At 42.5% G+C, this 24,650-nt stretch carries 18 protein-coding genes; 5 read left to right on the forward strand and 13 right to left on the reverse strand.

The genetic code is table 11. The features are described from left to right. Positions 1–4 precede the first annotated feature (4 nt). Positions 5–646: a copper homeostasis protein CutC gene (locus IGI69_RS09995; protein WP_015509972.1), complete on the forward strand. Its 642-nt coding sequence runs from the start codon at positions 5–7 to the stop codon at positions 644–646. 61 nt (positions 647–707) lie between these two features. Here the strand turns inward: IGI69_RS09995 and IGI69_RS10000 are convergent, their stop codons facing one another. Then, positions 708–2,489 (reverse strand): ABC transporter ATP-binding protein, encoded by a 1,782-nt coding sequence (locus tag IGI69_RS10000; RefSeq protein WP_016610838.1) that lies wholly within the window; start codon positions 2,487–2,489, stop codon positions 708–710. Further along, positions 2,476–4,227, reverse strand: a complete 1,752-nt coding sequence (locus IGI69_RS10005) for an ABC transporter ATP-binding protein (protein WP_010749432.1) — start codon at positions 4,225–4,227, stop codon at positions 2,476–2,478. The genes IGI69_RS10000 and IGI69_RS10005 overlap by 14 nt, the downstream gene beginning before the upstream one ends. Before the next feature lie 144 nt (positions 4,228–4,371). On the opposite strand from IGI69_RS10005, the gene IGI69_RS10010 reads away from it, so the two are divergent. Further along, a complete protein-coding gene (locus IGI69_RS10010) occupies positions 4,372–5,208 on the forward strand; it encodes an AraC family transcriptional regulator (RefSeq protein WP_010749431.1) in 837 nt (278 codons plus the stop codon). 56 nt (positions 5,209–5,264) lie between these two features. Here IGI69_RS10010 and mgtE read toward each other — a convergent pair whose 3' ends face one another. The 4 genes from mgtE to IGI69_RS10030 are packed head-to-tail and all read right to left on the reverse strand — an operon-like array spanning position 5,265 to position 9,022. Then, a complete protein-coding gene (mgtE, locus tag IGI69_RS10015; RefSeq protein WP_010749430.1) occupies positions 5,265–6,629 on the reverse strand; it encodes a magnesium transporter in 1,365 nt (454 codons plus the stop codon). A gap of 17 nt (positions 6,630–6,646) precedes the next feature. Beyond that, positions 6,647–7,546: an RluA family pseudouridine synthase gene (locus IGI69_RS10020; protein ID WP_074932946.1), complete on the reverse strand. Its 900-nt coding sequence runs from the start codon at positions 7,544–7,546 to the stop codon at positions 6,647–6,649. 4 nt (positions 7,547–7,550) lie between these two features. Beyond that, positions 7,551–8,348: an NAD kinase gene (locus IGI69_RS10025; protein WP_026008090.1), complete on the reverse strand. Its 798-nt coding sequence runs from the start codon at positions 8,346–8,348 to the stop codon at positions 7,551–7,553. A 5-nt stretch (positions 8,349–8,353) separates the two neighbouring features. Further along, positions 8,354–9,022, reverse strand: coding sequence for a GTP pyrophosphokinase (locus IGI69_RS10030; RefSeq protein ID WP_005229708.1), 669 nt, complete (start codon positions 9,020–9,022; stop codon positions 8,354–8,356). A 196-nt stretch (positions 9,023–9,218) separates the two neighbouring features. Here IGI69_RS10030 and IGI69_RS10035 point away from each other — a divergent pair, with 196 nt between their 5' ends. Together IGI69_RS10035 and IGI69_RS10040 are read left to right on the forward strand one after the other, a co-directional pair. Continuing rightward, the gene (locus tag IGI69_RS10035) at positions 9,219–9,794 is read left to right on the forward strand and encodes a CYTH domain-containing protein (protein WP_438740696.1); all 576 of its coding nucleotides are present in this window, start codon (positions 9,219–9,221) and stop codon (positions 9,792–9,794) included. 108 nt (positions 9,795–9,902) lie between these two features. Continuing rightward, positions 9,903–10,559 carry a ClpXP adapter SpxH family protein gene (locus IGI69_RS10040; protein WP_005229705.1) on the forward strand — a complete coding sequence of 219 codons (657 nt, stop codon included), beginning with the start codon at positions 9,903–9,905 and terminating at the stop codon, positions 10,557–10,559. 130 nt (positions 10,560–10,689) lie between these two features. On the opposite strand, the gene pepF is transcribed toward IGI69_RS10040, so the two are convergent. From pepF to IGI69_RS10065, 5 genes are all read right to left on the reverse strand, one after another. After that, complete coding sequence (gene pepF / locus IGI69_RS10045; RefSeq protein WP_115232512.1) at positions 10,690–12,507, reverse strand: oligoendopeptidase F; 1,818 nt, start codon at positions 12,505–12,507, stop codon at positions 10,690–10,692. Positions 12,508–12,575: 68 nt separating this feature from the next. Continuing rightward, on the reverse strand, positions 12,576–13,565 hold the full coding sequence (locus IGI69_RS10050) for a competence protein CoiA (RefSeq protein ID WP_115232513.1): 990 nt from the start codon (positions 13,563–13,565) through the stop codon (positions 12,576–12,578). A gap of 100 nt (positions 13,566–13,665) precedes the next feature. Further along, positions 13,666–14,316 (reverse strand): adaptor protein MecA, encoded by a 651-nt coding sequence (locus tag IGI69_RS10055; protein WP_005229698.1) that lies wholly within the window; start codon positions 14,314–14,316, stop codon positions 13,666–13,668. Between the two features lie 152 nt (positions 14,317–14,468). After that, a complete protein-coding gene (spxA, locus tag IGI69_RS10060) occupies positions 14,469–14,867 on the reverse strand; it encodes a transcriptional regulator SpxA (RefSeq protein ID WP_003127030.1) in 399 nt (132 codons plus the stop codon). Positions 14,868–15,575: 708 nt separating this feature from the next. Next, the gene (locus tag IGI69_RS10065; protein WP_438740700.1) at positions 15,576–17,312 is read right to left on the reverse strand and encodes an ABC transporter ATP-binding protein; all 1,737 of its coding nucleotides are present in this window, start codon (positions 17,310–17,312) and stop codon (positions 15,576–15,578) included. Positions 17,313–17,556: 244 nt separating this feature from the next. Between IGI69_RS10065 and IGI69_RS10070 the strand changes: the two genes are divergently transcribed. Further along, positions 17,557–18,291: an HAD family hydrolase gene (locus IGI69_RS10070; RefSeq protein WP_087627686.1), complete on the forward strand. Its 735-nt coding sequence runs from the start codon at positions 17,557–17,559 to the stop codon at positions 18,289–18,291. A gap of 47 nt (positions 18,292–18,338) precedes the next feature. On the opposite strand, the gene IGI69_RS10075 is transcribed toward IGI69_RS10070, so the two are convergent. Beyond that, on the reverse strand, positions 18,339–21,503 hold the full coding sequence (locus IGI69_RS10075; protein WP_438740702.1) for a DEAD/DEAH box helicase: 3,165 nt from the start codon (positions 21,501–21,503) through the stop codon (positions 18,339–18,341). Between the two features lie 16 nt (positions 21,504–21,519). Continuing rightward, entirely contained in the window at positions 21,520–24,648 is a 3,129-nt protein-coding gene (locus IGI69_RS10080; RefSeq protein ID WP_438740704.1) for an AAA family ATPase, read from the reverse strand. Between the last annotated feature and the right edge of the window lie 2 nt (positions 24,649–24,650).

The following is a 24,650-nucleotide window of genomic DNA, read 5'->3' on the forward strand; positions in this document are numbered from 1 at the left end:
AATCATGTTAAAAGAATTTTGTGCAGAAAACTATACCAATATTCCCTTAGCAATCGCCCGAGGTGCAAAGCGCATCGAACTCTGTGATAATTTAGCAGTCGGCGGAACAACACCAAGTACCGGCGTGCAAGAAGAAGTTCTGCAATATGCTGGCGAAAAAGGAATACCCGTTATGACGATCATTCGACCTCGGGGCGGTGATTTTGTTTACAATGATACAGAATTGAAAATCATGCATACCGACTTGATCGAAGCAAAAAAATTAGGAACAGACGGCGTTGTTCTAGGTTGCTTAACACCTAGCGGCTGGTTGGACGAAGAAGCATTGGAGCTACTGTTAGAAACCGCAGAAGGCTTGCAGGTTACTTTTCACATGGCGTTCGACGCGATTCCTGCAGCGCGCCAATTCAAGGCGATCGATTGGTTAGCTGAGCATGGGGTACAGCGGATTTTGACCCATGGTGGTGCTGCAGGCACTCCAATCGAAGCAAATTTCGATCGTCTGAAAGAATTGATCGCCTATGCTGGTGAGCGTTTAACGATTTTACCTGGCGGTGGCATTTCCTTTGAAAATGCCCAAGAAGTTGCCGATACACTAGGTGTAAAAGAAGTTCATGGAACCAGAATTGTTGACCTTAACGATTGAGCTTGAAGGACACAAAGAAATCCCCACAAACGATGCGTTTCTATCGTTTGTGGGGATTCTTTTAGATGGCTTGCAATAAGTCGTATTGTGATTGATACAAATGGTGATACAAGCCTTTTTGTGCCATTAGCTGATCATGGTTACCCGATTCAGCGATTGTCCCCCCTGCCACGTAAAAGATTCGATCAGAATTTTTGATCGTGGACAGTCGGTGAGCGATGATAAATGAGGTTCTGCCTTCTAACAGCTTCAACAATCCTTCTTGCAGCAATTCTTCTGTCTTCGTATCGATACTTGAGGTCGCTTCATCTAAGATCAAAATTTTTGGATCAGCCAACAACGCTCGGGCAAAGGAAATCAGTTGCCGTTGCCCTGCAGATAAAGTACTTCCTCGTTCTTCGACGACGGTTTGATAGCCGTCTTTCAACTCCGTGATAAAGTCGTGGGCACGGACGATCTTCGCTGCTTCGATGATCTCTTCTTCTGTCGCATCTAATTTTCCATAGCGAATATTCTCTATGATCGTTCCTGAGAAAATAAAGGTATCTTGCAGCATGACACCCATTTGTGAGCGCAGCGATTCCAGCGTCACGTCACGAACGTCCATCCCATCCACTTTAACACTGCCTTCATTGACATCATAAAAGCGGCTCAGCAAGTTGATGATCGTGGTCTTCCCTGCACCAGTAGGACCAACCAAAGCAATACTTTCCCCAGGTTCAATGTGGAAGTTAACATCAGAAAGAATGTTTTTGCCTTCTTCGTATCGGAAGGTCACGTGTTCAAAATCAACGGTCCCTTTCATCGTCGGCAATACTTTTGCATCTGGTTTGTCTTCGATATCTGGGACTTCATCCATCGTTTCAAAAATTCGTTCAAGATAGGCTGTTGCTGTAATCAAAGAATTATAAAAATTCCCGATATTGATGACTGGATTCCAGAAATTATTGATATAACTGATAAAAGCGATCAGAGTACCTGTGCTGACATCGACACCGATCTGACGAATGCCGACAAAATAAATCAAACAAGTCGTAATGACTGAAATGTTTTGCACCCCTGGCCACATCAGAAACTGAATTTTGACAGCTTTCATCCATGAAGTCCGGTAATCATTGCTGACTTCTTGGAAGATCTCAGCATTTTCTTCTTCTCGCGCAAAGGATTGAGTAATCTTGATACCAGCAATACTTTCATGAATGTAAGCATTTAGATTGGATTGTTTATTACTCAACACCTGATAGGCTTTGCGCTGGTTATTCTTGATCACCATCACCATGATGAACAAAATTGGCAGCAACGCAAGGGAATACAAGGTCAATTTGAAGTCGATCGCAAACATAAAGATCAAGGTGATGATGACGTTGAAAACATCCGAGATCAAATTGATCAGGCCGTTGCTCAATAGGTCACTCAGTGTATTGATATAGTTTACGATGCGAATCAAGATCTTGCCGTGGGGCCTTGTATCAAAATAAGAAAAAGGCAGTCGCTGCAGATGTTCAAAAATATCAAAGCGCATATCCTTCAATACGTCTTGACCAATATTCGTGATATGGTAGATACGGTAACGCATGCAGACGCCGATAACGATCAAGGTCACTAGAAAGGCAGCTCCAAGAAGCAGCAATTGGTTGACATTTTTCTCAGGAATCGATGAATCGATCGCGATCTTTGTAAACACGGGCGCCAACATTCCTGCTAAGTTTGCCAGAATGATCGTAAATAGTACTTTCGCAATACTTCTTTTATAAGGAACGACATATTGTGACAAGCGTTTGAAATCCTTCCAGCTAAACTCCTGGTCTAATTCCTCATCCACATCAAATTTATTTCTCGCCATCGTCTTCACCTCCTGACAAGCCTAATTGTTTTTGATACACTTCGTAGTATTTGCCCCGCAGACTGACAAGTTCTTCATGGGTCCCTTGTTCAACGACTCGTCCTTTTTCCATCATCAGAATCTGATCGGCTTCTCGAACAGAGGAGATCCGATGCGCAATGATAAACGTCGTTTTCTCTCCTGTTAATTTTGTCAGCTCCTGTTGGATCTTCGATTCTGTCTCCATATCGACGGCAGACGTCGTATCATCCAAAATCAAGATCGATGGATCTTTGGCTAAGGCCCGTGCTAGGGAGATCCGTTGTTTTTGTCCGCCAGAAAGCCCCACACCTCGCTCGCCCACGATCGTTTCATAGCCTTGAGGCATCCGAGAAATAAAGGTATCTGCATCAGCGACTACCGCCATTTGCCGAATAAAGCCTTCATCAGCTAAAGGATTTCCAAAAGCAATGTTGTCGGAGATGGTATTGGAAAACAAGAAAACATCTTGCATCACCATTGAAATGTTTTCCCGCATTTGGCGCACGGGATACTCTTTGGCGTTTTTTCCATCAATCAATACTTCCCCTTCAGTGGGATCATAAAAGCGTCCAACCAAATTCACTAACGTCGTTTTCCCTGACCCAGTTTCCCCTAAGATCCCTAACGTTTGGCCAGGGCCAATTTTGAAGTTGATGTTTTCCAACACATTTTGATTCGGATCATCCGAAAAGTGGAAGGAAACATCTTTAAACTCTACAAATCCTTTGATTGGCTCTAATTTTTCTTGTTGATGAACAGGAATTTTCGATTCTTGCGCCAACATTTGCCGAATTTTGATACAGGCTGCAGAAAATCGCTGCACATCGTTGATCAACCAACCACTCATGCGCATAGGATTATTCAACATCCAAAGATAGCCATTAAACGCAACAAGATCCCCTAATGTCATCTCGCCGTTGATAACGAAGATCCCACCCAAAATCAAGGCAATGACTGACAAACTTCCTGCTAAGCCATCAAGCCATGGCAGATAGGTACGGGATACTTTGGCAGATGCCATATTGCGGGTCTTAAAATCTTCGTTGTAAGAGCGAAATTTTTCAATCTCAAAATTTTCACGAGCAAAAGCTTTCACCACTCGATTGCCGCCGATATTTTCTTCCACCATTGAATTCAAGCGCGAAAAGCTCTCACGAATGTCAAAAAACAACGGGTGTGCTTTCTTAGACATGCGATTGGTCAACAGAAATATGATCGGTGTGACAGCCACCAGCGCCAACATCAATTTCCAATCAATAAAGCTCATAACCACCACCGCTGAAAAGAACCACAAGATACATTCAGCGATATTGTAGGTCACCCAAGAAACAAAGTGGCGAATGGCATCGGTATCACCAGTCATCCGTGCCATAATATCTCCCACACGAGTGTGATTGAAAAAGTCGAAATCCAATTCTTGCAGCTTCTGATACAAATCTTCCCGTAAATCGTATAGCGTATTTTGCCCGACCCGTTCAAATAAAATTTGATAACTGTAGCGGACAATGGTACGAATGACGGTCGTTGCGATCATGATCAACAATAATGGAATCAATAAGTGCGTTTTTTGCTGATTGATGACATCATCGATCACCATTCCTCCCAAGTACGGATTAACAATGATCAGCGCTGCATTGATCACTAAAAACAGGACTGCCAATATGATTTTTCCCCGGTTCTTTTTGGCATAGCGCCAGATCCATTGTGTATTACTCATCTAATTCCCCCTCTCGTTGTTAAGCTTAGCGTTTTGAAAAGCGATTTGAATGGTTTTTCTTACTCATTTTGATGTAAAATATTAGTAAGAAGCACCATTCCCTTTTTTTACAGGAAATAAGCACCCAATTGGAGTGAATCAGCCATGAATTTAGTTAACCCTCGCACGTTTAATCCAGAAATCATCTATCTCTTTGACCCATGGACGCAATCAGAAAGTCATGGCGAAATGCACCATCATGACTTTTTAGAAATCAGCGTCTTATTAGAAGGAGAAAGTACTTATTATTTTGAAAAAGAACCAGCGAAAAAAATCCGTGCTGGCAGCGTCATGCTTTTCAATCCTGGCGTCGATCACTGCGAATTGCAGCCTAAGGGCACTCGCTCCCATCAGCTGCATATTGGTTTAAAAAATATTTCTTTGGAAGGGTTTAAACGGAATTTTTTCCCTAACAAACACCCCTTGTTGGAGCTAGGCAAATACCATCATCAAGTTTTGGAAAAAGCCTGGCAGTTGGTGAGAGAAAGCAGTGAAGAGCGGGATGAGTTTCAATTGATGCAAAAGGCTGTTTTGATGGAGATGCTCGTCTACATTTTACGTGGACTAAATGAAGACCATATCAATGTTGTGCCTTACCTTTCCAAAAGCCAACGACGACAACAACAGATCGTCAACTATACGGTCTATTACTTGGAAAATCATTACAAAGAAGAAATCACGTTAGAGAAGCTCGCACAGGATCAATTTCTCAGCCCGACGTACCTTTCAAAGATTTTTAAAGAGGCGACGGGTGTCAGTCCCATCAACTACTTGATTGAGATTCGCTTAAAGCGTGCCAAAGACATGTTAAAAAATGAAAACCTCACGATCAAAGAAGTCGCCTCTGCTGTGGGCTATCAGGATGCTTATCACTTTAGCAAGTCTTTTAAAAAACTTTATGGTGTCTCTCCTTCTGGGGTATTGCCAAAACCAAAAAATTAAAGAGCAAGCCGATGACCTTCCTTCGAATGAAGAATCATCGGCTTGCTCTTTTTTATTCATTGAATAAAATAGTTCATAAAAAGACTGGCAATGTTGAAGTAGATCAAAACACTGGTCAAATCGCTAAGGGTCGTGATAAACGGACCACTTGCCACTGCTGGGTCAAAACCTAGTTTGTCCATCAGCATCGGAATCAAACTTCCCGCTAAGTTGGCTACTGTGATGGCACACATCATCGCCATTCCAATCACAAACCCTAGAATCGGATTTTGTTTCCAGACAGCTACGATAGCAAAAATCGTCAACCCCGTGATGGCACCTGTGAACAGTCCCGTCAGCACTTCACCTACCACCGTCTTCATAAAGCTGTTTTCTTTGTCATCATTGATCGCCAGACGACGAACGGCTACGGCTAAAGATTGGGTACCAGCATTACCGGCGGTCCCAGTGATCAGTGAGATAAAGACAGCGAGAATACTTGCTTCGCTGACCAACTCTTCATAATGACTGATCAGACTGGCGGTGGCCATTCCGAGAAAGAGTAAGGTGATAAGCCAAGGCAAGCGTCTCGAAGACGCTTTGATCGGGTTCTCACTGACTTCTTCCACATTGACCCCTGCCAAACCAGAGTAGTCACTGGCTGCTTCATCATCGATAACGTCGATGATATCATCGACGGTTACGATCCCTAATAGGTGATCGTCATAATCGGTGACTGGCAATGCGAGAAAGTCATAATCTCGGAAGGTCTGAGCGACATCCTCTTGGTCATCTCCAACATGGACCGACATCACCCGCTCGTTCAAAATATCCGCGATCATGGTATCTTCATCATTGATGATCAAGTCTCTTAAAGAAATAACGCCCACAAGCTTATTATCAGTATCCACGACGTAAATATAATAAATCGTCTCGGCAACATCTGCGGCATTTTTTAAGACATACATCGCTGAACGAACCGTTTGGTTGGCAACAATGGAAACAAACTCGGTAGTCATCAGCGATCCAGCAGTTTCATCTTCATAGTGCAACAGCTCTTTGATTTCGCTAGCAGCTTCAGCGGTCATCAAACTCAAATATTTTGCTGTTTGTTTTTTATCCAGAGTATTCAGCAGGTCAACCGCATTATCGGTATACATTTGCGCCAACATATCAGCCGCATAGGCTGGGCGCATCTCTGAAAGATAGTCCACCATGTGTTCATCATCTTCTTCAATGACGTCAAACATGTCTGCCAATTCTTTCGGTGAAAGATACGTATAGACGATTTGTCGATCGGCTGCTTCTAGAGATTGGTAGAACTGACCCTGCTCGTAGATATGCAGATCCAAGAACGCCTCACGAAATCCCTGGATATCATTGTCTTTTAATGCTTGATTCAGTTGATCAAACCGTTCAGTTAATTCTTGATTTTCATCCAATCTCTTCACCTCATTTGTTATTGCCTATCCATGGCTGAGCAAACAGCGGCCATGTCTGCTGGTAAGGGCAGCTTAAAAGCCAACGGTTCATTCGTAAAGGGATGCTGAAATTGCAGCTGACAGCAGTGTAATGCTTGTCGTTTGATCCCAAGAGCCATTGTACCGCCATACATCTCGTCTCCTAATAAGGGACAACCGATTGCAGAAAAATGGACCCTTATTTGATGTGTCCTGCCTGTGTGTAACTGAATATCAACTAAAGCGCAATCTGAATTGCGTTGTTTTAGCCAATACTCCGTCCGTGCTTCTTTTCCTTCGTCACTGACCTTGCGTTTCAATAGTGACGTCAGGTCCCTAGCAATCGGCAGCTCAATCTCACCATGGGCAGAAAGTGCGGGCAGTTCACCAGCAACGAGGGCTTGATATTTTTTTACGACCTGCTTCTTTCGCAACTGGCTATCCAGCTTCGCATGGGCAAACCCATGTTTTGCAAAAAGCATCAGTCCTGATGTGTCACGGTCTAACCGCGTGACTACATGAATCACTTGATCTTCATAGTGCTGCGCTTGATAGTAGGCCTTGACGCGATTGGCCATCGTGCCAGTCGGATGATATTGCGCAGGGATCGATGAGATGCCTGCTGGCTTATTCACGACTAACAGATGGGCATCTTCATACACGATCTCAATCGGTGTCGGGTCAGCCAGCATCGTCTCATGTTCCCCTTCAGGAGGAATTACAATAGTTACCCTATCATTTTGCGCCAAAGAAAACAAGACGTTTTGCTCGTGATCGTTGACAAATATCTTTCCGCCTTGAAATTTGATTTTTGCTAACAGTCCTTTGGACACCCCTTGTTCCTTCAAAAAGTATTTGACTTGCTGTCCTTGTCCAGTATAGTGATACGTAAATTCCATGGGTTTATTCTTCTCCAATAAAGGAATCTTTGACCCGATTCCAAAAATGCATATGCCGATAAGACGCAAAATGAATCCGTTCATCGGCAATACGGTAATAGATAGCATCGATTTCTTCTTGTTCGATGGTAAACTGATCGATCGTCACTAAATAGTCGGTGCTTTGCTGCAGTTGTACTTTGACCCATTCATGGTGACCCACGACGATCGGCGAACCAAGGGTCCGAAAGACACGATTGTTCAACGAAGCAATCTCTGCCAATTGAAAGGCATTGATACTTGGGTGCAAGACTGCCCCACCAACACTCTTGTTATAAGCAGTGGAGCCGGTGGGCGTTGAGATCGATAAGCCATCGCCGCGAAACTTTTCAAAGAGGTCTTCTTTAATAGAAATATCGGCAACCATCGTGCGATTGCCGCGCTTGATCGTTGATTCATTCAATGCTAGGAAATGCTTGTCTGATTTCCCATTCGCATACGTGATACGGACATCTAATAACGGATAGCTGACGCTTTTTTGATGGTCATTGCATAATGACTCGACTAGTTCTTCCAATTCATAATCTCGCCAGTCCGTGTAAAAGCCGAGATGACCCGTATGGACGCCTAAAAACTGTACTTGATCCAACTTATGATTGTACAAGTGAAAAGCAGAAAGGAGCGTGCCATCTCCCCCAACAGAAATCACTAATTCAGGATTGTCTTGATCGATCTTATTTTCTGACTGTTCTAAAAGCGTAGTTAAACGCTTTGTCACTTCTACCGACTTGCTTTCTTGATTATGGACGATTGCCACGCGGATACCTTTCATTCCGTTTCCCCCTTTGGCAACGGGTTCTGATCATGTCCGCCTCGCTTGCCTTTCCCATGTGAAAATAACCGTTGTGCCTCTTGGATCTCTTCACGGATATTGGACATTTCTTCATCTAGCTGATAGGCGGCTTCTGCCGACCGACGCAGCCGTTCACTGATTTCAGCGGGAAATTCCCCTTGGTATTTGTAGTTTAGTGAATGTTCGATCGTTGCCCAAAAATTCATCGCTAGTGTCCGAATTTGAATCTCAGCTAAAATAATTTTTTCCCCGTCGATCAGTTGAACGGGATATTCGATCACTAGATGATACGAACGGTAGCCACTGGCTTTTTTATTGGTGATATAGTCCCGTTCAATGATCACTTTCATGTCTTTGCGTGTTCGTAAGAGTTCAACGACTTGGTGAATGTCTTCCACAAATTGACACATGATTCGCAAGCCAGCGATATCAGACATCTCTTCTTCAAGCCGATCCAAAGCAATCCCACGTAATTTACTTTTCGTTAAAATGCTATCCACTGGCTTGACCCGCCCAGTGACAAATTCAATGGGAACATGCTTGTTTTGTTCCCGATATTGTTTTCGTATGCCTCTTAATTTTACTTTTAATTCTGAAACCGCCTGTTCATAAGGCGCTAAGAATTCTTCCCAATCTCGAATCATTCTTCTCCCTCGATTCTGTTCATAACATACCTCTTATTCTACCATACTCTTGGAATAAAACTGAATGAACAGAAGAGCAGAAACAAAAGATTTTTTGTCTCTCCCCCAACATCTCTGCTTTTCTTTGTTTGGTTTCTTTGACGGAATAGCTGAAACAGCGTACACTATGGTTGCAATAGAAAGAGAGTGAGAAACGATGGGCGAACAAGTAGAGATCGAATACAAGACGATGTTGACGGAAAAAGAATACCACCAGCTGCTTGCTTATTACAATTTGTCAGAAGAAGCATTTAAGATACAAACCAATTACTATTTTGATACGGTAGATCATAAGCTGCGGGAAAAGCACTTTGGCTTGCGTATTCGCACGACTGCTACCAATGCGGAATTAACGCTAAAAACCCCCATTGAGCACGGGTTATTAGAGACGACTGATCCTTTGACGAAAACGTCCGCAGCTTCATTGATTGCTTCAGAAAAAATTCTACCTACGGGTATCGTTGCTCAGCGCCTAAAAGCGGCAGGTATCGAGCCTGACACGTTACGTATGATCGCAGCATTAAAAACGAAACGGGCGGAATTTCCGATTGAAGAAGGATTGCTCGCGTTAGATGAAAGCTGGTATGGTCAACAGCATGATTATGAGTTGGAGTTAGAAGTCAACGAACCGATTAAAGGGAAAGATGCCTTTCACTCCTTGTTACGTCTCTTTGGCGTTCCTTACCGACCAGCGAAAAACAAGATCATCCGAGCCGTTGAAGAAAAATCATAGTAAGCTGTCCTTTTGCTTACTTTTTTCGCGTTTTTTTGCTATATTTAATAAAACATACTTATTTTGTTTTTCAAGGTATAAAAGAATCTTAATTGGGGAGAGATTCAAATGATCGAACTGTTTTTATTTATTAATCCGATTGGGCCTATTTGTTATGATATCGAAAAAGAGATTCTCAATAAATTAAACACCAGCCGCAAAAAAATCCATTTGCAGATCCTACCTTTCGTTAACTTGTTTTCCGTAGGTGTCTCAATGGACTATTTGTCCATGAATAAGACGGATTTGGTCTTGCGAAATGAACAGACCAACCAAATCTATGCTGCATCACTGGACTATAAGGCCGCTCAGTTGCAAGGGAAAAAAATTGCGCGGGATTTCTTGTTGAAACTGCAACAACGGATAGGGATCGAAAGACAAGAATATAGCGATGCCTTAGTGAAAGAATTATTTTCTGAAACGAATGGTGATTTAGAGATGTTCCTAGAAGATCGATCCTCTGAGCTAGTGAAAAAGAACTTTGCCACCGATCAGCGTGTAGCCAAAGATATGGGCATCACGATCACACCCTCTGCTGTGGTGTATGATTTTTCAAGTGAAGAAGAATATGGGGTCCTTTTAGAAGGATCAGAGGAACTGAGAAGTCTTCCGCTCGTCTGTGGTACAGCAACAGAACTCGATACATTTTTGCAAAAAGCTCAGTCTTTGAAAGCACCAAAACTTTCCACTATTCATGAAATTGATCGCGGGTTGATTCTTTTATGAAACCCTATTCAATAGCGACGCTGCGCAGCGAGCCAAACGATGATCTTGTGTTTGGCTCGCTGCGCAGCGTTTTTTATTGTGGACAAACAAAAAAACAAACCAATCCTTTACGGATTGGTTCGCTTTTCAATTATGCTTCAATTTCTTTGACGAGTTCTTCCAATTCATTCAAGCGTTGCTCAAATACTTTCATCGCGTCTTCAATATAATCTGCTTTTGTCATATCGACGCCCGCTTTTTTCATGACTTCGATTGGATAATCACTGCGTCCAGCTTTCAAATAGTTCAAATAGTTGGTTAAGGCATCTGGTTCACCTGCTAAGATTTTCTTCGCTAAAGCAGAAGCTGCCGAAAATCCGGTTGAATACTGGTAAACATAGTAATTGTAATAGAAATGCGGAATGCGTGACCACTCAAGACGAATCTCAGGATCTTTTTCAACAGAAGGTCCGTAGTATTTTGCATTTAACTCGGCATAGTTCTCGCTTAAGAACTCACTGGTCAATGGCGTTCCTTTCGCATCTTCCACGTGCATGAAGTGTTCAAACTCGGCAAATTGTGTTTGACGGAAAATCGTTCCTTTGAAGCCATCGAGAAAATGATTCAAGACATAAGCTTTGACCCGTGGATCTGTTTCAGTCTGCAGCATATACTCTGTCAAAATATTTTCATTGGTGGTTGAAGCGATTTCCGCTAAAAAGATCGAATAATCCCCATAGGCATAAGGCTGGTTGTTACGTGTAAAGTAACTATGCACACTGTGTCCCATTTCATGAACAAGAGTAAAGAGTTGATCCAATCGATCATTCCAGTTCATCAGGATATATGGCAGCGTATCATAGGCACCAGAAGAATACGCGCCACTGCGTTTGCCTTTGTTTTCAACGACATCGATCCACCGATTGCTGAAGGCTTCTTCAACCACCGCAAGGTATTCTTCACCTAATGGTTTTAACGCTTCTTTCGCTTTTTCGACCGCTTCTTCATAGGTATATCGAATGGGTGCTTCCCCTAAAATCGGCGTATAAACATCATACATATGCAACGTATCGACAGCCAACAGGCGTTTTCTTAATGCCATATAACGATGCAACAATGGCAGGTGCTGATTGACGACATCCACTAATGTATCGTAGACACTTTCAGGAATGTGGTTGGCACTCAAAGCGGCTTGCCGTGCCGAATCAAATTTGCGGGCTTTTGCTTTAAAGTTATGGGCTTTGATATTGGTGCTTAATGTTTGGGCAAAGGTATTGCGGAATTGCTCATAGACACCATAAAGACCTTTAAAGGCTGCTTCACGGACAGACCGATCCGTGCTTTCCATCAACTCACCGTATACACCATGAGATAACTGCACTTTTTCCCCGTTTTCATCTTCAACTACTGGAAAATCCAAATCAGCATTGTTTAAAACAGAAAAAATGTTGCCAGGTGCCCCAAAAATTTCGCCAGCACCAGCTAATAACGCTTCTTGCTCCGCTGGCAAGACATGTGGACGTTCGTTGATGGTTTTTTCGATCATATGACGATAAACAGCTAGTTTCGGCTCTTGATCGAAATAGTCCCAAATCGTTTCATCAGACATTGTCAATAGCTCAGGATCAAACCAAGCAACGGCTTCACTTACTTGCGCAACTAAGTTACTTGCTTTTGCATACAAGCCTTGATACGTCGTATTGGCAGTATCTTGATCGTTTTTCAAATGACTGTATACATAGAGTTTCTCTAAACGACGAGAAAGCGCTAAAACAAATTCTAATGCGGATAAGAAGGCTTGCGGCCCATCGGCTAAAGTACCTTGGTAACGACTTGCTTCTTTGACTTGTGCTTGGATCTCTTGAAATTCTATGTCAAAAGCCGCATCATCGGCATAGATTTTCGTTAAGTCCCACGTTTTTTCGACTGGAATCGATTCACGTGCTGGTAATTGTTTTGTTTCTGACATTCCCTTCACTCCTTGTTCATTGGTTAAAAATATCTTATCATACTTTTCAGTGAAACCAAATCATTGGCTTAAAAAGAAACCGAATTTTCTAAATATTGGCATTCTTGAAAGAGTCCGCGCAAAATTTCCCGTTGATCCAGTAACGGGAATTGCCATTGCCAATCCAGCTGCCGCAGTCGTGCCACCCATTGATCAAAACGAAGTGGACAGTCACTTAAATAAAGAAAGCGAAAAACCAATATTCGATGCTCAAATAAAATGCCAAAGCTGCTTGCACAATAGCACCACATAGGCAGCTGGGAGACATTGCCTTTTAACGGATACAATATTTCTTGGATCACACGGATTTTTGGCAGGTTCTTTCGCAGTTTTTGTATCAACCACACCTGATAGTCTGCAGCAAGCCACTCAGGAGGACGGTGATGGTTTGATCTTTGTCCTTTGCACAAAGGGCGAAGTGTTTCTTTATGGTAAGGCGCCCCTTTTCGAGCATCGCTTTGTTGACTGCTGACTCCTTCTTGATAGTGCCAGTTGATTTGTTCTAACTTCATTAAGGATTGATTTTGCGTATCAATCAGCCACAAACAAAAACCAGTTGCCTGATAACTACAGCAGGCTTTTGCCAAAAGTGACCATTGGCGTTTCGGATGCAATTTCTCCCCTAAGATCCACCATGGTCGATAGCCGTTTGCTAAATACGTGCTGGTTCTTTCAAGAAAACGTGAAAACTTGAGGGAAGAACACTGTACTTCAATGGCGATATTCTTATAACAAAGGTCAGGACGCTGTTGGAGTTTAGGCAAAAAGGCTTCGATCTCAATCCCTGTATCTTGAAACCATTCAAACAATAGTTGTTTGGCTTCCAAGTGTTCCTTCGTCTCCCCTTCGCTGTAAGTCTGACAATCAGCAGTTGCTTGATGGGCAAAGTGGGGCTGTCGTTTGGTTCCTTGCCGCAAAGTCACTTCTTGGTGACACCCTGGGCAATAAAAAGGACCTGATGCTTTCTTTCTCCCTTTCGCTGCAATGACTTCTTTTCTTTGGTTCAATGCTTTCAGCATCTAACTCACCTCAATAAAAGATACGCCATTTTCATCAAACACAATTGAAAAAGCCAAGAACATTAGCAACATGTTCTTGGCTGGAAATGAATTTCATTCATTAATCATTCTTGAAGTAGAAACGAGTCAATTCAAGTGCATCGTTTTCCATGATCAACTGACCATATTCAGATAAAACCTCTGGCGTCACTGATGTCCGTTGGGCAAATTCCATCAAATAAGAAAGTGCATTTTCCACTTCAATATCAGTAACCTCTGCATCCATGAATCGAATTTCAATATAATAATGGTTACCCATTTGGTAAAGATTGGTTGCAACGGAATCCAAATATACTTCGGATGCCAATTGAATCATATCTTCGAATCGCAACAACTCGAATACAAAGCGATTGCCGATGTCTTCTGCTTGCTCCGACTCTTGTAATTGAGCCGCCACATGCTTTTTCAACATGTCGGTAATGTCTTCATTCGCTTCATCGTTCATCTCATCAAAATTTTCCATTCCTTCTGGTGGAAGATTTTTGCTAATAAACAATTCTAACCCATCGCCTTTAGGCAAGACTTGGAAAGTTACAGCTTCACTGCCCTTAAATTCTTCGTCAATATCAACTTCTTCAAGAATACTGTAAAAGAAGTTTTCAATTTCATTGTGATTTCCTAGAAGGTCAAGAAAAGTGATGCCTCTCGCAGCTAAGTCTTCACTTTTGATCAATACACGAATGGTGTTCTCATTGATATGTTCCATTTCCATATTAGCTACACCTCACTTTTGCTACTCACTATAGGTTCATTGTATCGAAACCTGATAAAAAGTAAAGAGAAAACGAATATCCTCTTAAGAAAAACGTAAAAACTCAAAAAAAGACTCACTTTCAAAGAGAAAGCGAGTCGATGAAGTCAAATTTATAATCCTGCCATTAATTGCGCTTGTCTTAGTTCCAGTTGGCGAACATCCCTAGGTAAGAACCGACGAATTTCATCTTCGTTGAACCCAACTTGCAATCGTTTTTCATCAATCATGATCGGACGACGCAATAATCCTGGGTTTTCTTGAACAAGTGTCAATAAATCTTTTAGGGGCAGGTCATCTAGATCCATATTCAACTTTTGGAATACTTTGGATCTGGTGGAAATAATTTCTTCTGTGCCATCTTCTGTCATCTGTAGAATTGCCTTAAGCTCAGAAATATTTAACGGTTCTGAAAAAATATTTCTTTCAACAAAAGGGATTTCGTGCTCTTGTAACCACGCACGAGCTTTGCGACAAGATGTGCAACTTGGGGAAGTGTATAGTGTCAACAACGTGCATCTCTCCTTTTTAATTTTCAATCAAGCAAGTCCTGTTCCCTCGCTTGATTTCAATTATACAGGTTTAACTAAAAAAAATCTAGTCTAAATCTCATATTTTTTAATAAAACTCGAAAGTTATATTAAAAGCGAAACCTTTAAGGCAAAAGGTTTCTTTCAAAAAGTTTATTTTTAAATGAGAAAACTCAAATTTTTTTTTAATATTACTCCTTTTATACAACAGTGTGTCAAAGGTGTATCAAAAAGATGTCAGAATATTAAAATATTCTTTTAACAGAAGGCAACGTTTTTTAATTTTACTACAACAATTACAGATGTAATCAAAAACTGAGAGAAAAACCAAGGCAGTCGCTCAATCGTTTTCAAAAGAACTTTTTCACGATCCTTCCTTTGCCGAGAAACGATCGCGCTACAATGAAAATGAATGTTATTTTTTTGTGCTAGTAATCGCAACCACTCTCTTTCTTCTTGGTTTTATTGTATCACATTCCTTTTTAATCAGAAAACCATAGAAGCATTTCTGTCATAATCTGCTATAAAACAGCAGCAGAAATGAACATCTGCTTATAAATGAAAAGGGTCTCTCACAAAAAACTCAGTAAAAACGATCAATCCAAGAAGCCAGCCAATTTGTTGCTTGGTCACTGACAAAGCATAATAGACTGTACTATTCTTGAACTGATCGTTTACCATGTCTTTCTTCTAAGCGAGTGTTGGTTCTCGGTCACGAGCGAATTGAGCATCATGCAATGCACGATAATGCCCTTTTCTCGCCATCAACTCTTCATGGGTTCCTTCTTCTAAGATCCCCTTCTCACTAACGACAATGATTCGTGTCGCATGTTTGATCGTTGCGAGGCGATGGGCAATGATCAAGGTTGTACGCCCATCTGCCAAAGAATTCAATGATTCTTGGATCACTTGTTCCGTTTCGGTATCTAACGCTGAAGTTGCTTCATCTAGAATCAAAATCGGCGGGTTTTTCAAGAACATCCGAGCAATCGCTACCCGCTGCTTTTGGCCACCCGATAATTTGACGCCTCGTTCACCGATGACCGTATCCAAGCCATCCGTCATTTGATCAATGACTTTTTCTAAGTGTGCCAATTTGACTGCCTTTAAAATCTCCTCTTCTGTTGCATCAAGTTTGCCATAAGCAATATTTTCTCGAATCGTTCCTGGGAAAAGAAAAACATCTTGCTGCACCGTACCAATCTGCTGACGTAAAGATGCCAAGGTCATCTCCTGAATATTGATGCCATCAATCGTAATGGCGCCTTCCGTGACTTCATAAAACCGCGGCAACAAGTTGCATAACGTTGTTTTCCCTGAACCACTTTGCCCAACGAAGGCGATCGTCTCACCCGCTTTGATCGACAAGTCGATGTGATTCAAGACTTTCGTCGCATCCGCATAGGAAAAAGAAACATCATGGTAGACGATGTCTCCCTTTAAGGAAGTTACTGCCCGTGCCCCTGGCTTGTCTTTGATCGTCGGTTCTTTATCCAACTCTTCGGTCAAGCGTTTGAAGCCAGCGATTCCTTTCGGATAGCTTTCGATCATCGTATTAACCTTCTCAATTGGTCTAACAAAGACATTTGACAATAAAATAAACCCTACGAACTGACCGTTCGTCAGTTCACCACGAATCACGTAGTAGGCACCAAAGATCAGAGCAAACAAGTTGATCAACCGAATCAAGAAATAATTGTACGCTGAACTGATTGCCATTACCTTATAAAAAAGGATCTTAGACTGCCGATAAATCTCACTTAACCCGTCAAAGCGTTTATGTTCAAACGTTTCATTGGCAAATGATTGTGTCACTCGAATGCCACTGACAGATGCTTCCACTCCGGCGTTGAACTCACCGAGATTATCATAGATCTGTGTGTTGACTTTGGTCATTTTCTTATTGAAAAAAACCAAGGCGATCGTGATCAAGGGAATCAACGCAAATGTTGCCACAGCTAATTGAACATGCATATTTAACATCAATAGGAATGAACCGACCAAAGTCATGATGGTAATAAAAACATCTTCTGGCCCATGGTGAGCGACTTCAGAAATCTCAAAGAGATCCGTAGTCAAACGACTGATCAGCTTGCCAGTCTTTTGATTATCATAATATTCAAAAGATTGCGTTTGCAGATGTCGAAATAACTCTTGACGCATATCAGTTTCAATATTGACCCCAAGTTTATGACCATAAAAAACCACGACATATTGCAACACAGTATTGATCACATAAAACAAGAACAAGCCTAAGCAAGCCAACAGTATTAGGCGAAAGTTGTTCTGGGGCATGATCTTATCGATTACTTGGTTGACGGCAACTGGAAAGGCTAGTTCCAATAAACCAGCAAATACCGCACAAGTAAAGTCGAGTATAAATAGTGACCGATACGGTCGATAATAACGAAAAAACCTTTTTAACACATTTCCCCCTCCTCAATAGCTATCATTATAAGCAACTCTCAGTAGAAATGCAAAATGAGAAACATGTGAAAATGGGTAAAATTCACTATAATTTTGAAAACCTATAAAGACGCGGATTTCTAAAAACAGTAAATAAAACCTTTATTTTACAGGGATTTCCCTCTTTTTTTTACAGGAATAATGGCTTATGATTGATTCGAAAACAAACTGAAAATTTTCACTAACTCTGAAAGGCGTGTCTTTTTTGATCACTAGTATTCTTTTTGATGTCGATGATACCTTATATGACCAGCAACAACCATTTCGCAATGCCGTAACCTCCTGTTTCCCACAAATAGCCCACAAAGATTTAACTGCTCTTTACTTACGGTTTCGGGTGCACAGTGACGAGCAGTTTGGACGGGTATTGGCAAATGAATGGACGCTAGATCATTTTCGTTATTTTCGACTGACCCATTCATTAACGGATTTAGGGTACTTACCTATTACAATGGAAGAAAGCTGTATGTTTCAGCTGTGTTATGAACAAGAACTAGATGCCATCACACTGCATCCTGAAGTTGAGTCAACTTTGAACTATTTGTCCACATTGCCAGTCAAACTAGGAATTATTACCAATGGTCCCACTGACCACCAGCAAAAAAAATTGGATCAGTTGCAACTGACTCGATGGATCAAACCAGAGCATATGATCATTTCACAAGCAACTGGTTATCAAAAGCCGCAACTAGAAATTTTCCAATTGGCAGAAACCGCCTTTGCTCTTGATCCGGAAACCACACTGTACGTTGGTGATAATTTTGATAATGACGTGGTTGGCTGTAAGAAAGCCGGTTGGCAAGCTTTGTGGTTCAATCATCGTCTCCGTCAAGCGCCTAGTGGATTGGAAGACTTACCAGATGCATCGATCACTGCTTTTTCACAGCTGCAAGACAGTATTGACACACTGATGCAAGTGCCTGCATACATGTATAACTAAAAAAAGATGGACCTTTGCTCCTGCGGCAGGTCCATCTTTTTGATTGGCTAACTTTCTTCGCCGATACTCAATATCAAGCGAATATCTTCTTCTGTCATTTGTTGAAGCTGTGTTTCATTGCCTTGGATCACTTTTTGGAAAAGCTCACGTTTTTCTTGTTGCAACGCATCCATTCGTTCTTCAATGGTTCCTTCAGCAATCATTCGCCAGACTTCGACAACATTTTTTTGACCGATCCGATGGGCTCGTCCAGCGGCTTGTTCTTCTACCGCCGGGTTCCACCACAAATCGTATAAGATCACGGTGTCTGCGCCGGTCAGATTCAGTCCTGTTCCTCCTGCTTTTAACGAGATCAAGAAGACGTCCTTTTCTCCACTATTGAAGGCATCGACCATCGTCAAACGATCTTGCGGCGGTGTGCTGCCTCGCAAGTAAAAGGACTCAAACCCTTCTTGTGCTAGCTCTTCTTCAATGATCGAAAGCATGCTAGTAAACTGAGAAAATAACAGCACACGACGCCCATTTTCTTTGGCTGCTAAGAGTAAATCTTTGACCTGTTCAAGTTTCCCAGAAGACCCTTCATAATCCTCCACGAATAATCGTGGGTCACAACAGATTTGCCGCAGTCGAGTCAAACCAGCTAAGATACTGATTCGATTTTTACGAAAAGACGTAGAATCCATTTGCGCGATTTCTTCCCGCATTTGCCGCAAGTACGCCAAATAGATTTTCTTTTGTTCTTCTGTTAAAACACTGTAATAATTTGTTTCCAATTTTTGCGGCAAATCATGCAGCACGGATTTTTTGTCTCTTCGCAAAATAAAGGGTTTGATCATTTTCGCAATTTCTTGCGTAGACAGCTCTTTAAATTTCTGCTTGTTCGGGAAAAAGCCCGGCATGATCATTTGGAACAAGGACCACAATTCTTCTAAGTTATTCTCGATCGGTGTGCCGCTGAGGGCGAACCGCTGTGGAACTTCCAAGGAGCGCAAGGCCTGTGCCGTTTTGGTCGCACTGTTTTTGACCATTTGCGCTTCATCTAAAATCAAACAAGTCAGATCTAGTGCTTGATAGGCATCAATGTCTTGCCGCAAGCTTGCATAAGAAGTGATGCGGACGTCCGCTGGCTGCGCCATCTGCCCTTCGCGCTCTTCTTTCGTTCCGCTGATGACAGACGCGGAAATCGTTGGCGCAAACCGTTTGATTTCTTGTTGCCAGTTGAATGTTAGACTCGCCGGTGCCACGATCAATGCATTCAATTTTTGTTTCTCTTGTTTTTCTGAAAGTAAGTAGCTGATCGTCTGAACGGTCTTCCCTAACCCCATTTCGTCAGCAAGGATACCGCCAAATTGATAGTGGCTCAACATTTTTAACCAACGGAAGCCAACTTCTTGGTATTGTCGCAACTCAGCATGCAAGTTTTCTGGCAGCTGCGCCTCAAAGTTTTCTGGATGGATCAAGTCTTCCGTCATTTGCTGAAAACCGGCACTAAAGCTGGCTTGATCAGCAAACTGCTCTTGCAGGAGCAGCCCTTGATTCAAAGGAACTTGGATCGCCCCATCCTTCGCTTCTAGTGAAAGACGCAATTTTTTCAGGGCAGCACTTGCTTCTTGAAACTCTTCCGATTCCAATGAAAGGACTTGCCCATTTTCAGTGGTATAAAATTGTGCAGACTGTAACAGGCTGCGCAAGACCTCATTGATCTCTGACTCTTGAATGCCGCTGACATCAAACTTGATATCCAACCAAGAACCATTTTCTTCGATAACGATTTCTGGTCGATGGTGTTGGGCGTCAAGGTAAAGTTCCCGCAGCTTCTTGCCGATACGGACTTCACCTAATTGCCTTAAAACAGGGATCTCCCTTGTAAAAAAGGTATAAAGTTGTTCCCCCGCAGGTAAGCTTTTTTGCCAATTTTTAGTGCTCGCTTGATAGCCAAAGGTTTCAACAATCGCTTCAATTCGTGCTTCTTGTTGAAAATCACGTAAAATCTCGGGATGATTTTCTGGCATATAGTGATGTTTTTCATCACTTGAAAAAACGACTTCTCCATAAGTGAAGTCTACTTGTAAATCGACTTGTCCTTTGATTTTCCGTAACGAAAAGACAGCTTTCAATTCAGACTCTTCGATTTCATTTTGAACTTCAGGTGCTACTTGGACACGCCCGATTTTTCGCAAATAAGGCAATACTTTCATAAAAAGATTCGCTAGTTCTTCTTTCGGATAGTCGATGACTGGCTGTTCAAATCGTTTAAACAACTGTTGCATCGTGACATAGATTTCCTTTTGTTCGACAGTCAGTTCATAAAAGGTTCCATCCAGCAGACCCCAATTATAATAGCTAAGTAAATGGTCAAAATCTTTCACGAATTCCAGCGGAAAATGATCCTCCTGTTTTGTGACTGAAAACGACAAAGGTTCACCGATTTGAAAATCGGCTTCATTGACTTTTGTTTCACCAATGGTTATTTGCGTATAGACTTCGTTTAACTGTAACAACAATTCTTTGCCGAACTCAACTGGTAGCAGCAAATACTTTTTGTCAAGTTTACCACTGATCTGAATGCCTGCTTGCCCGATTAACTGTTGCGTTTGCGCGATTCCTGCCAATCGATTCAACAAGGCTCGATTTTTCTCATCAAAGGCATCCGCAGATAGAAAGAAGGTCTGCTGCTTATTCGCTGCGTACTGCTTGTTTTCTTGGTACATCTGCAAAAATTTATAAATGTTTTTAACGACATAGGTCCGTGCGGTGCCACGATGGCCGACTTTGAGGGAAATCCCTAAGATATCCATTTCTTGATGGTAAGGATTGGTGGCGATGGTATCTATCCGAAATTCAACCTGTAAGGGTTGGCTCGTTTCTTTTTCGCTCCCTAAGCGGGCAAAGCCGTTGGAAAACATCTCTGAAGCAGAAAAGGCTTTTTTGATGGGGGTTTGCTCATTGATTTTTCGTGTTTTCCCTTGTTTGCGTAGATAAAGTTCGACTGCCACCGTGTGTTTGCAATAATGATGCTCTTCCCAGTACGGACATTGGCAATAATCTACCTCTTTGGCTGTAGCATCTAAGGTCACTAAGTACAATTCTGTCCCCAATACTTCTGCGTGCCACACATTTTTTTCTTTGTCTGGTGTGACAGATAAGACGCGATCTTCGTTGACATACGTTCTGCCACGCTCAATTACTTTTTCTGGAATACTCCACTTCATAAGAGCCCTCCTCTCCTTATTCTTTTATTCGGATCCGGCTTTGCCCGCTGCCGTTAGTTTCTACGAAAACTTGCTGCAGGATTCTTGCCCGCAGTTCTCGAACATGACTGATGATCCCAATCATGCGCCCTTCATTTTCGATCATTTCTAATGCTTCCATCGCCATTTCCAATGATTCTTCATCAAGCGATCCAAAGCCCTCATCAATAAAGAGGGCTTCGATCTCGATCCCACCAGCTCGTTGCTGGATCACATCCGCCAAAGAGATCGCCAACGCTAAGGCAGCAATAAAGCTTTCGCCGCCTGAAAGTGTATGAGCTCTTCTGACTTGTCCCGCATTATCGTCATATATGTCAATTTCTAAGCCTGTTGAGCTTCGATAGCTCCCGACTTTATCCGCTAATTCAAATTGATAGCGGCCACGAGTCAACCGAGCCAAGCGTTCATTGGCGACTTCTAAGATCTCTGTCAGAAATTGCTGCAGTACATACCGTTCCAAGCTGGTTTTTTTGACGTTTTCGCCGTTGATGGTTTCTGCCAACTGCTGAAGTTGGCCTAATTGGGCCAGTTCTTCGACATTTTGCTGATAAATGACCTGCAGCTCGTCAAACAACCGTTGATTGCCGTTGACTTTCTCCTGTTTGCGAACTGTTTCTTGCTGTAGTTCCTCCATCACGGTCTGCAACTGAAGGTAGTCAGCTTCCAATTGGTTTAAATCTATCGCAGCTTGCTCTTTTAACTGTGCATCTAACAATGCTAGCCGTTGCTGAACAAACACCATTTCTTGCTCATAGGTTTTGATTTCTTCTGAGAGAACGGTTGTTTGAGCGGCTTGGGCAATCAATTCCCGCATCGTTTCTTCCGTCATACCAGCTTCTTGGAGTCGCTGCGTCAGTCGTTGTTCTGCTTTTGTCTTAGCCGCTTGCTTTTCTTCAAAAAATTGCTGCAGATTTTTCAGTTTCTCTGAAAGAATCGCTTGCTGTTCGTTTATCTGCGCTTCTTGTCGGGCATCAGCCTCAATTTGTTGCGTATATTCCATCAGTAAACCATTGGTTTTTGCTAAATCGGCTTGTAATTGTTCATACGTTGCGCCTGCAAGTTGTTCCTGTAAAGAAGCCAATTTCCCCTCCGCAAGCTGGCGCGCTTCTTGGGCTTTTTCCGCTTGCTCACTGACTTGCTGATAGGACTCATTTAACGTTGCTAATTTCTCATTTACTGCCTGATGTTTCTTCTGTGCGTCTTCATAAGATGCGGCTTTTTGTTGATTGAAAGATTGCCGTTTCTTTAATTCCGCTACCGTCGTTTCCTCGGTAATCGCCTCTTGGTGTTCTAACGGCTTCAAGGCAGCAAATGCCTGTTGAACTGTAGTCCAAGCGAATGCCACTTGCTTCTGCGCAGCAGCACTGGTGGCTTGCCATTCGCTGATTCGCAATGTGGCTTGCTCCTGCAGCGTTTGATTTGCCGATACTTGCTGCTGGATCTTCGTCAATTTTTCTTGTGTTTGCTCAAGTCTTTGTTCACTGGCAATGATGTCTTCGATGCGATAGGTCGTGTGCTCTTGTGTATTCGAATGATCCAATGATCCGCAAACCGGACAGGGTTCATTTTCTTCCAGTAATAGACGAAGCCGAGCAATTTGCATTCGAGCATTTTGACTGGTTTCTTGTTTTAACGTTTTTTGCAGCTCCAGCAAGGATGCTGCTAATTGCTGTTGTTCAAGAACCAACTCCGAATGAATTTGTTGCTGTTCCCCTGCTTTTTGCTCGGCTTCACGAAACTGCGCTTTTGCTTGCTGCCATTTTTCTACCAGAGCCTGCGTTTCTACTAATTTCACCGCTTCTGCTTGAAACCCTCGCAATGCTTCGATTTCTTCTGCCAGATGCTGCGCTTGCGCTTTGGCACTTGCTTGCGCTTGGTTTATCTTCGTTAATTCGGTGGTCTGTTGCTGTGCGGCTTTTTCAAGTTGCACCACTTCTTCTTGCTGCGCTTGTGTGCGCTGTGCTAGCGGGATCTGCTGCTGGATTCGTTGAACTTTTTGACTAGCAGCTTCCTGTTTTTTCTTGATGCCGTCAATCAACGCTCGTTGGTCTTGCCATCTTACTTGTTGCTGCTGAATTTCTTGCAGCTGCTGTTTTGTTTCGTTGATTTGCTGAGTAGCTTGCTGTGCTTCTTTCACTCGTTCTTCTTTTTGCTGCATAATTTCTTGATGTTCAAGCGCCCACACCAACTGGTTCAACTGTGCTTTTTTCTGAGCGATCTCGTTTTTTTTAGCATGCAGCTCTCGGGCTTTTTCTTGTAGACCTTGCCATTCGATCCGTGCATTTTCAATTTCTTTTGCACGGTAAAAAGCGTCTTGCGCAGCTTTCATTTCTTGGATCGCTTGGTCTTTTTTGTGTAATAACTGCTGAAGCTGCGCCTGCTGTTTTTCTAAATCCTGCGCCCACAAAGTCAGACCTTCCGCAACCGTTAAAACCTCCTGCGCTTCTTCCCATTCAAAGCGCTCCATGATTTGCGAGGCGAGCAGCTGCTGATGCTCAAGCTTTTTACTTTGTGCTTTGACTTGCTCTTTCAACCATTCATTAAATTGTTGATACATTTCCGTGCCAAATAAATTCCGTAAAACGCGTTCTTTCTCATTGCTGCTGGCAATCAAAAAATTACGAAATTCTCCTTGCGGCAACATCATGATTTGAAAAAACTGTTTGGCATCCAGCTGCAGCAGATCCTTGATAAATGCATCAACTTCTGTGCGTTTACTGATCTGCTTTTTCTCTTTGCCTTCGGCGTCAAAAATCGTTAGCTGGACTTTTGCCGTTTGGTTGGTGACCCCGTCACCACGTTTTTTTGCTAAGGTCTGTTCCGGTTTCCGTTGGATCTGGTAGGTAAAACGCTGATGTTCAAAAGTAAAGGTGACGCTGGTCTCTTCGGTTGGTGAAGCAAACATCGAGCGCATTTCTTTGCCTGAGCGCAGATTCCCCGATGTTTCACCGAACAAGGCAAACGTCATGCCATCGAAAATCGTCGTTTTTCCTGCACCCGTTTTGCCGCTGATCAAAAACAAACCGCCAGCTTGCAGCTGACTAAAATCCAATTTTTCATCAATGAATGGACCAAAATTTTTCATTTGTAAAGACTTCGGTTGCATGA

This window comes from Enterococcus sp. DIV1083b (assembly GCF_051713705.1).
Taxonomy (GTDB): domain Bacteria; phylum Bacillota; class Bacilli; order Lactobacillales; family Enterococcaceae; genus Enterococcus_D; species Enterococcus_D casseliflavus.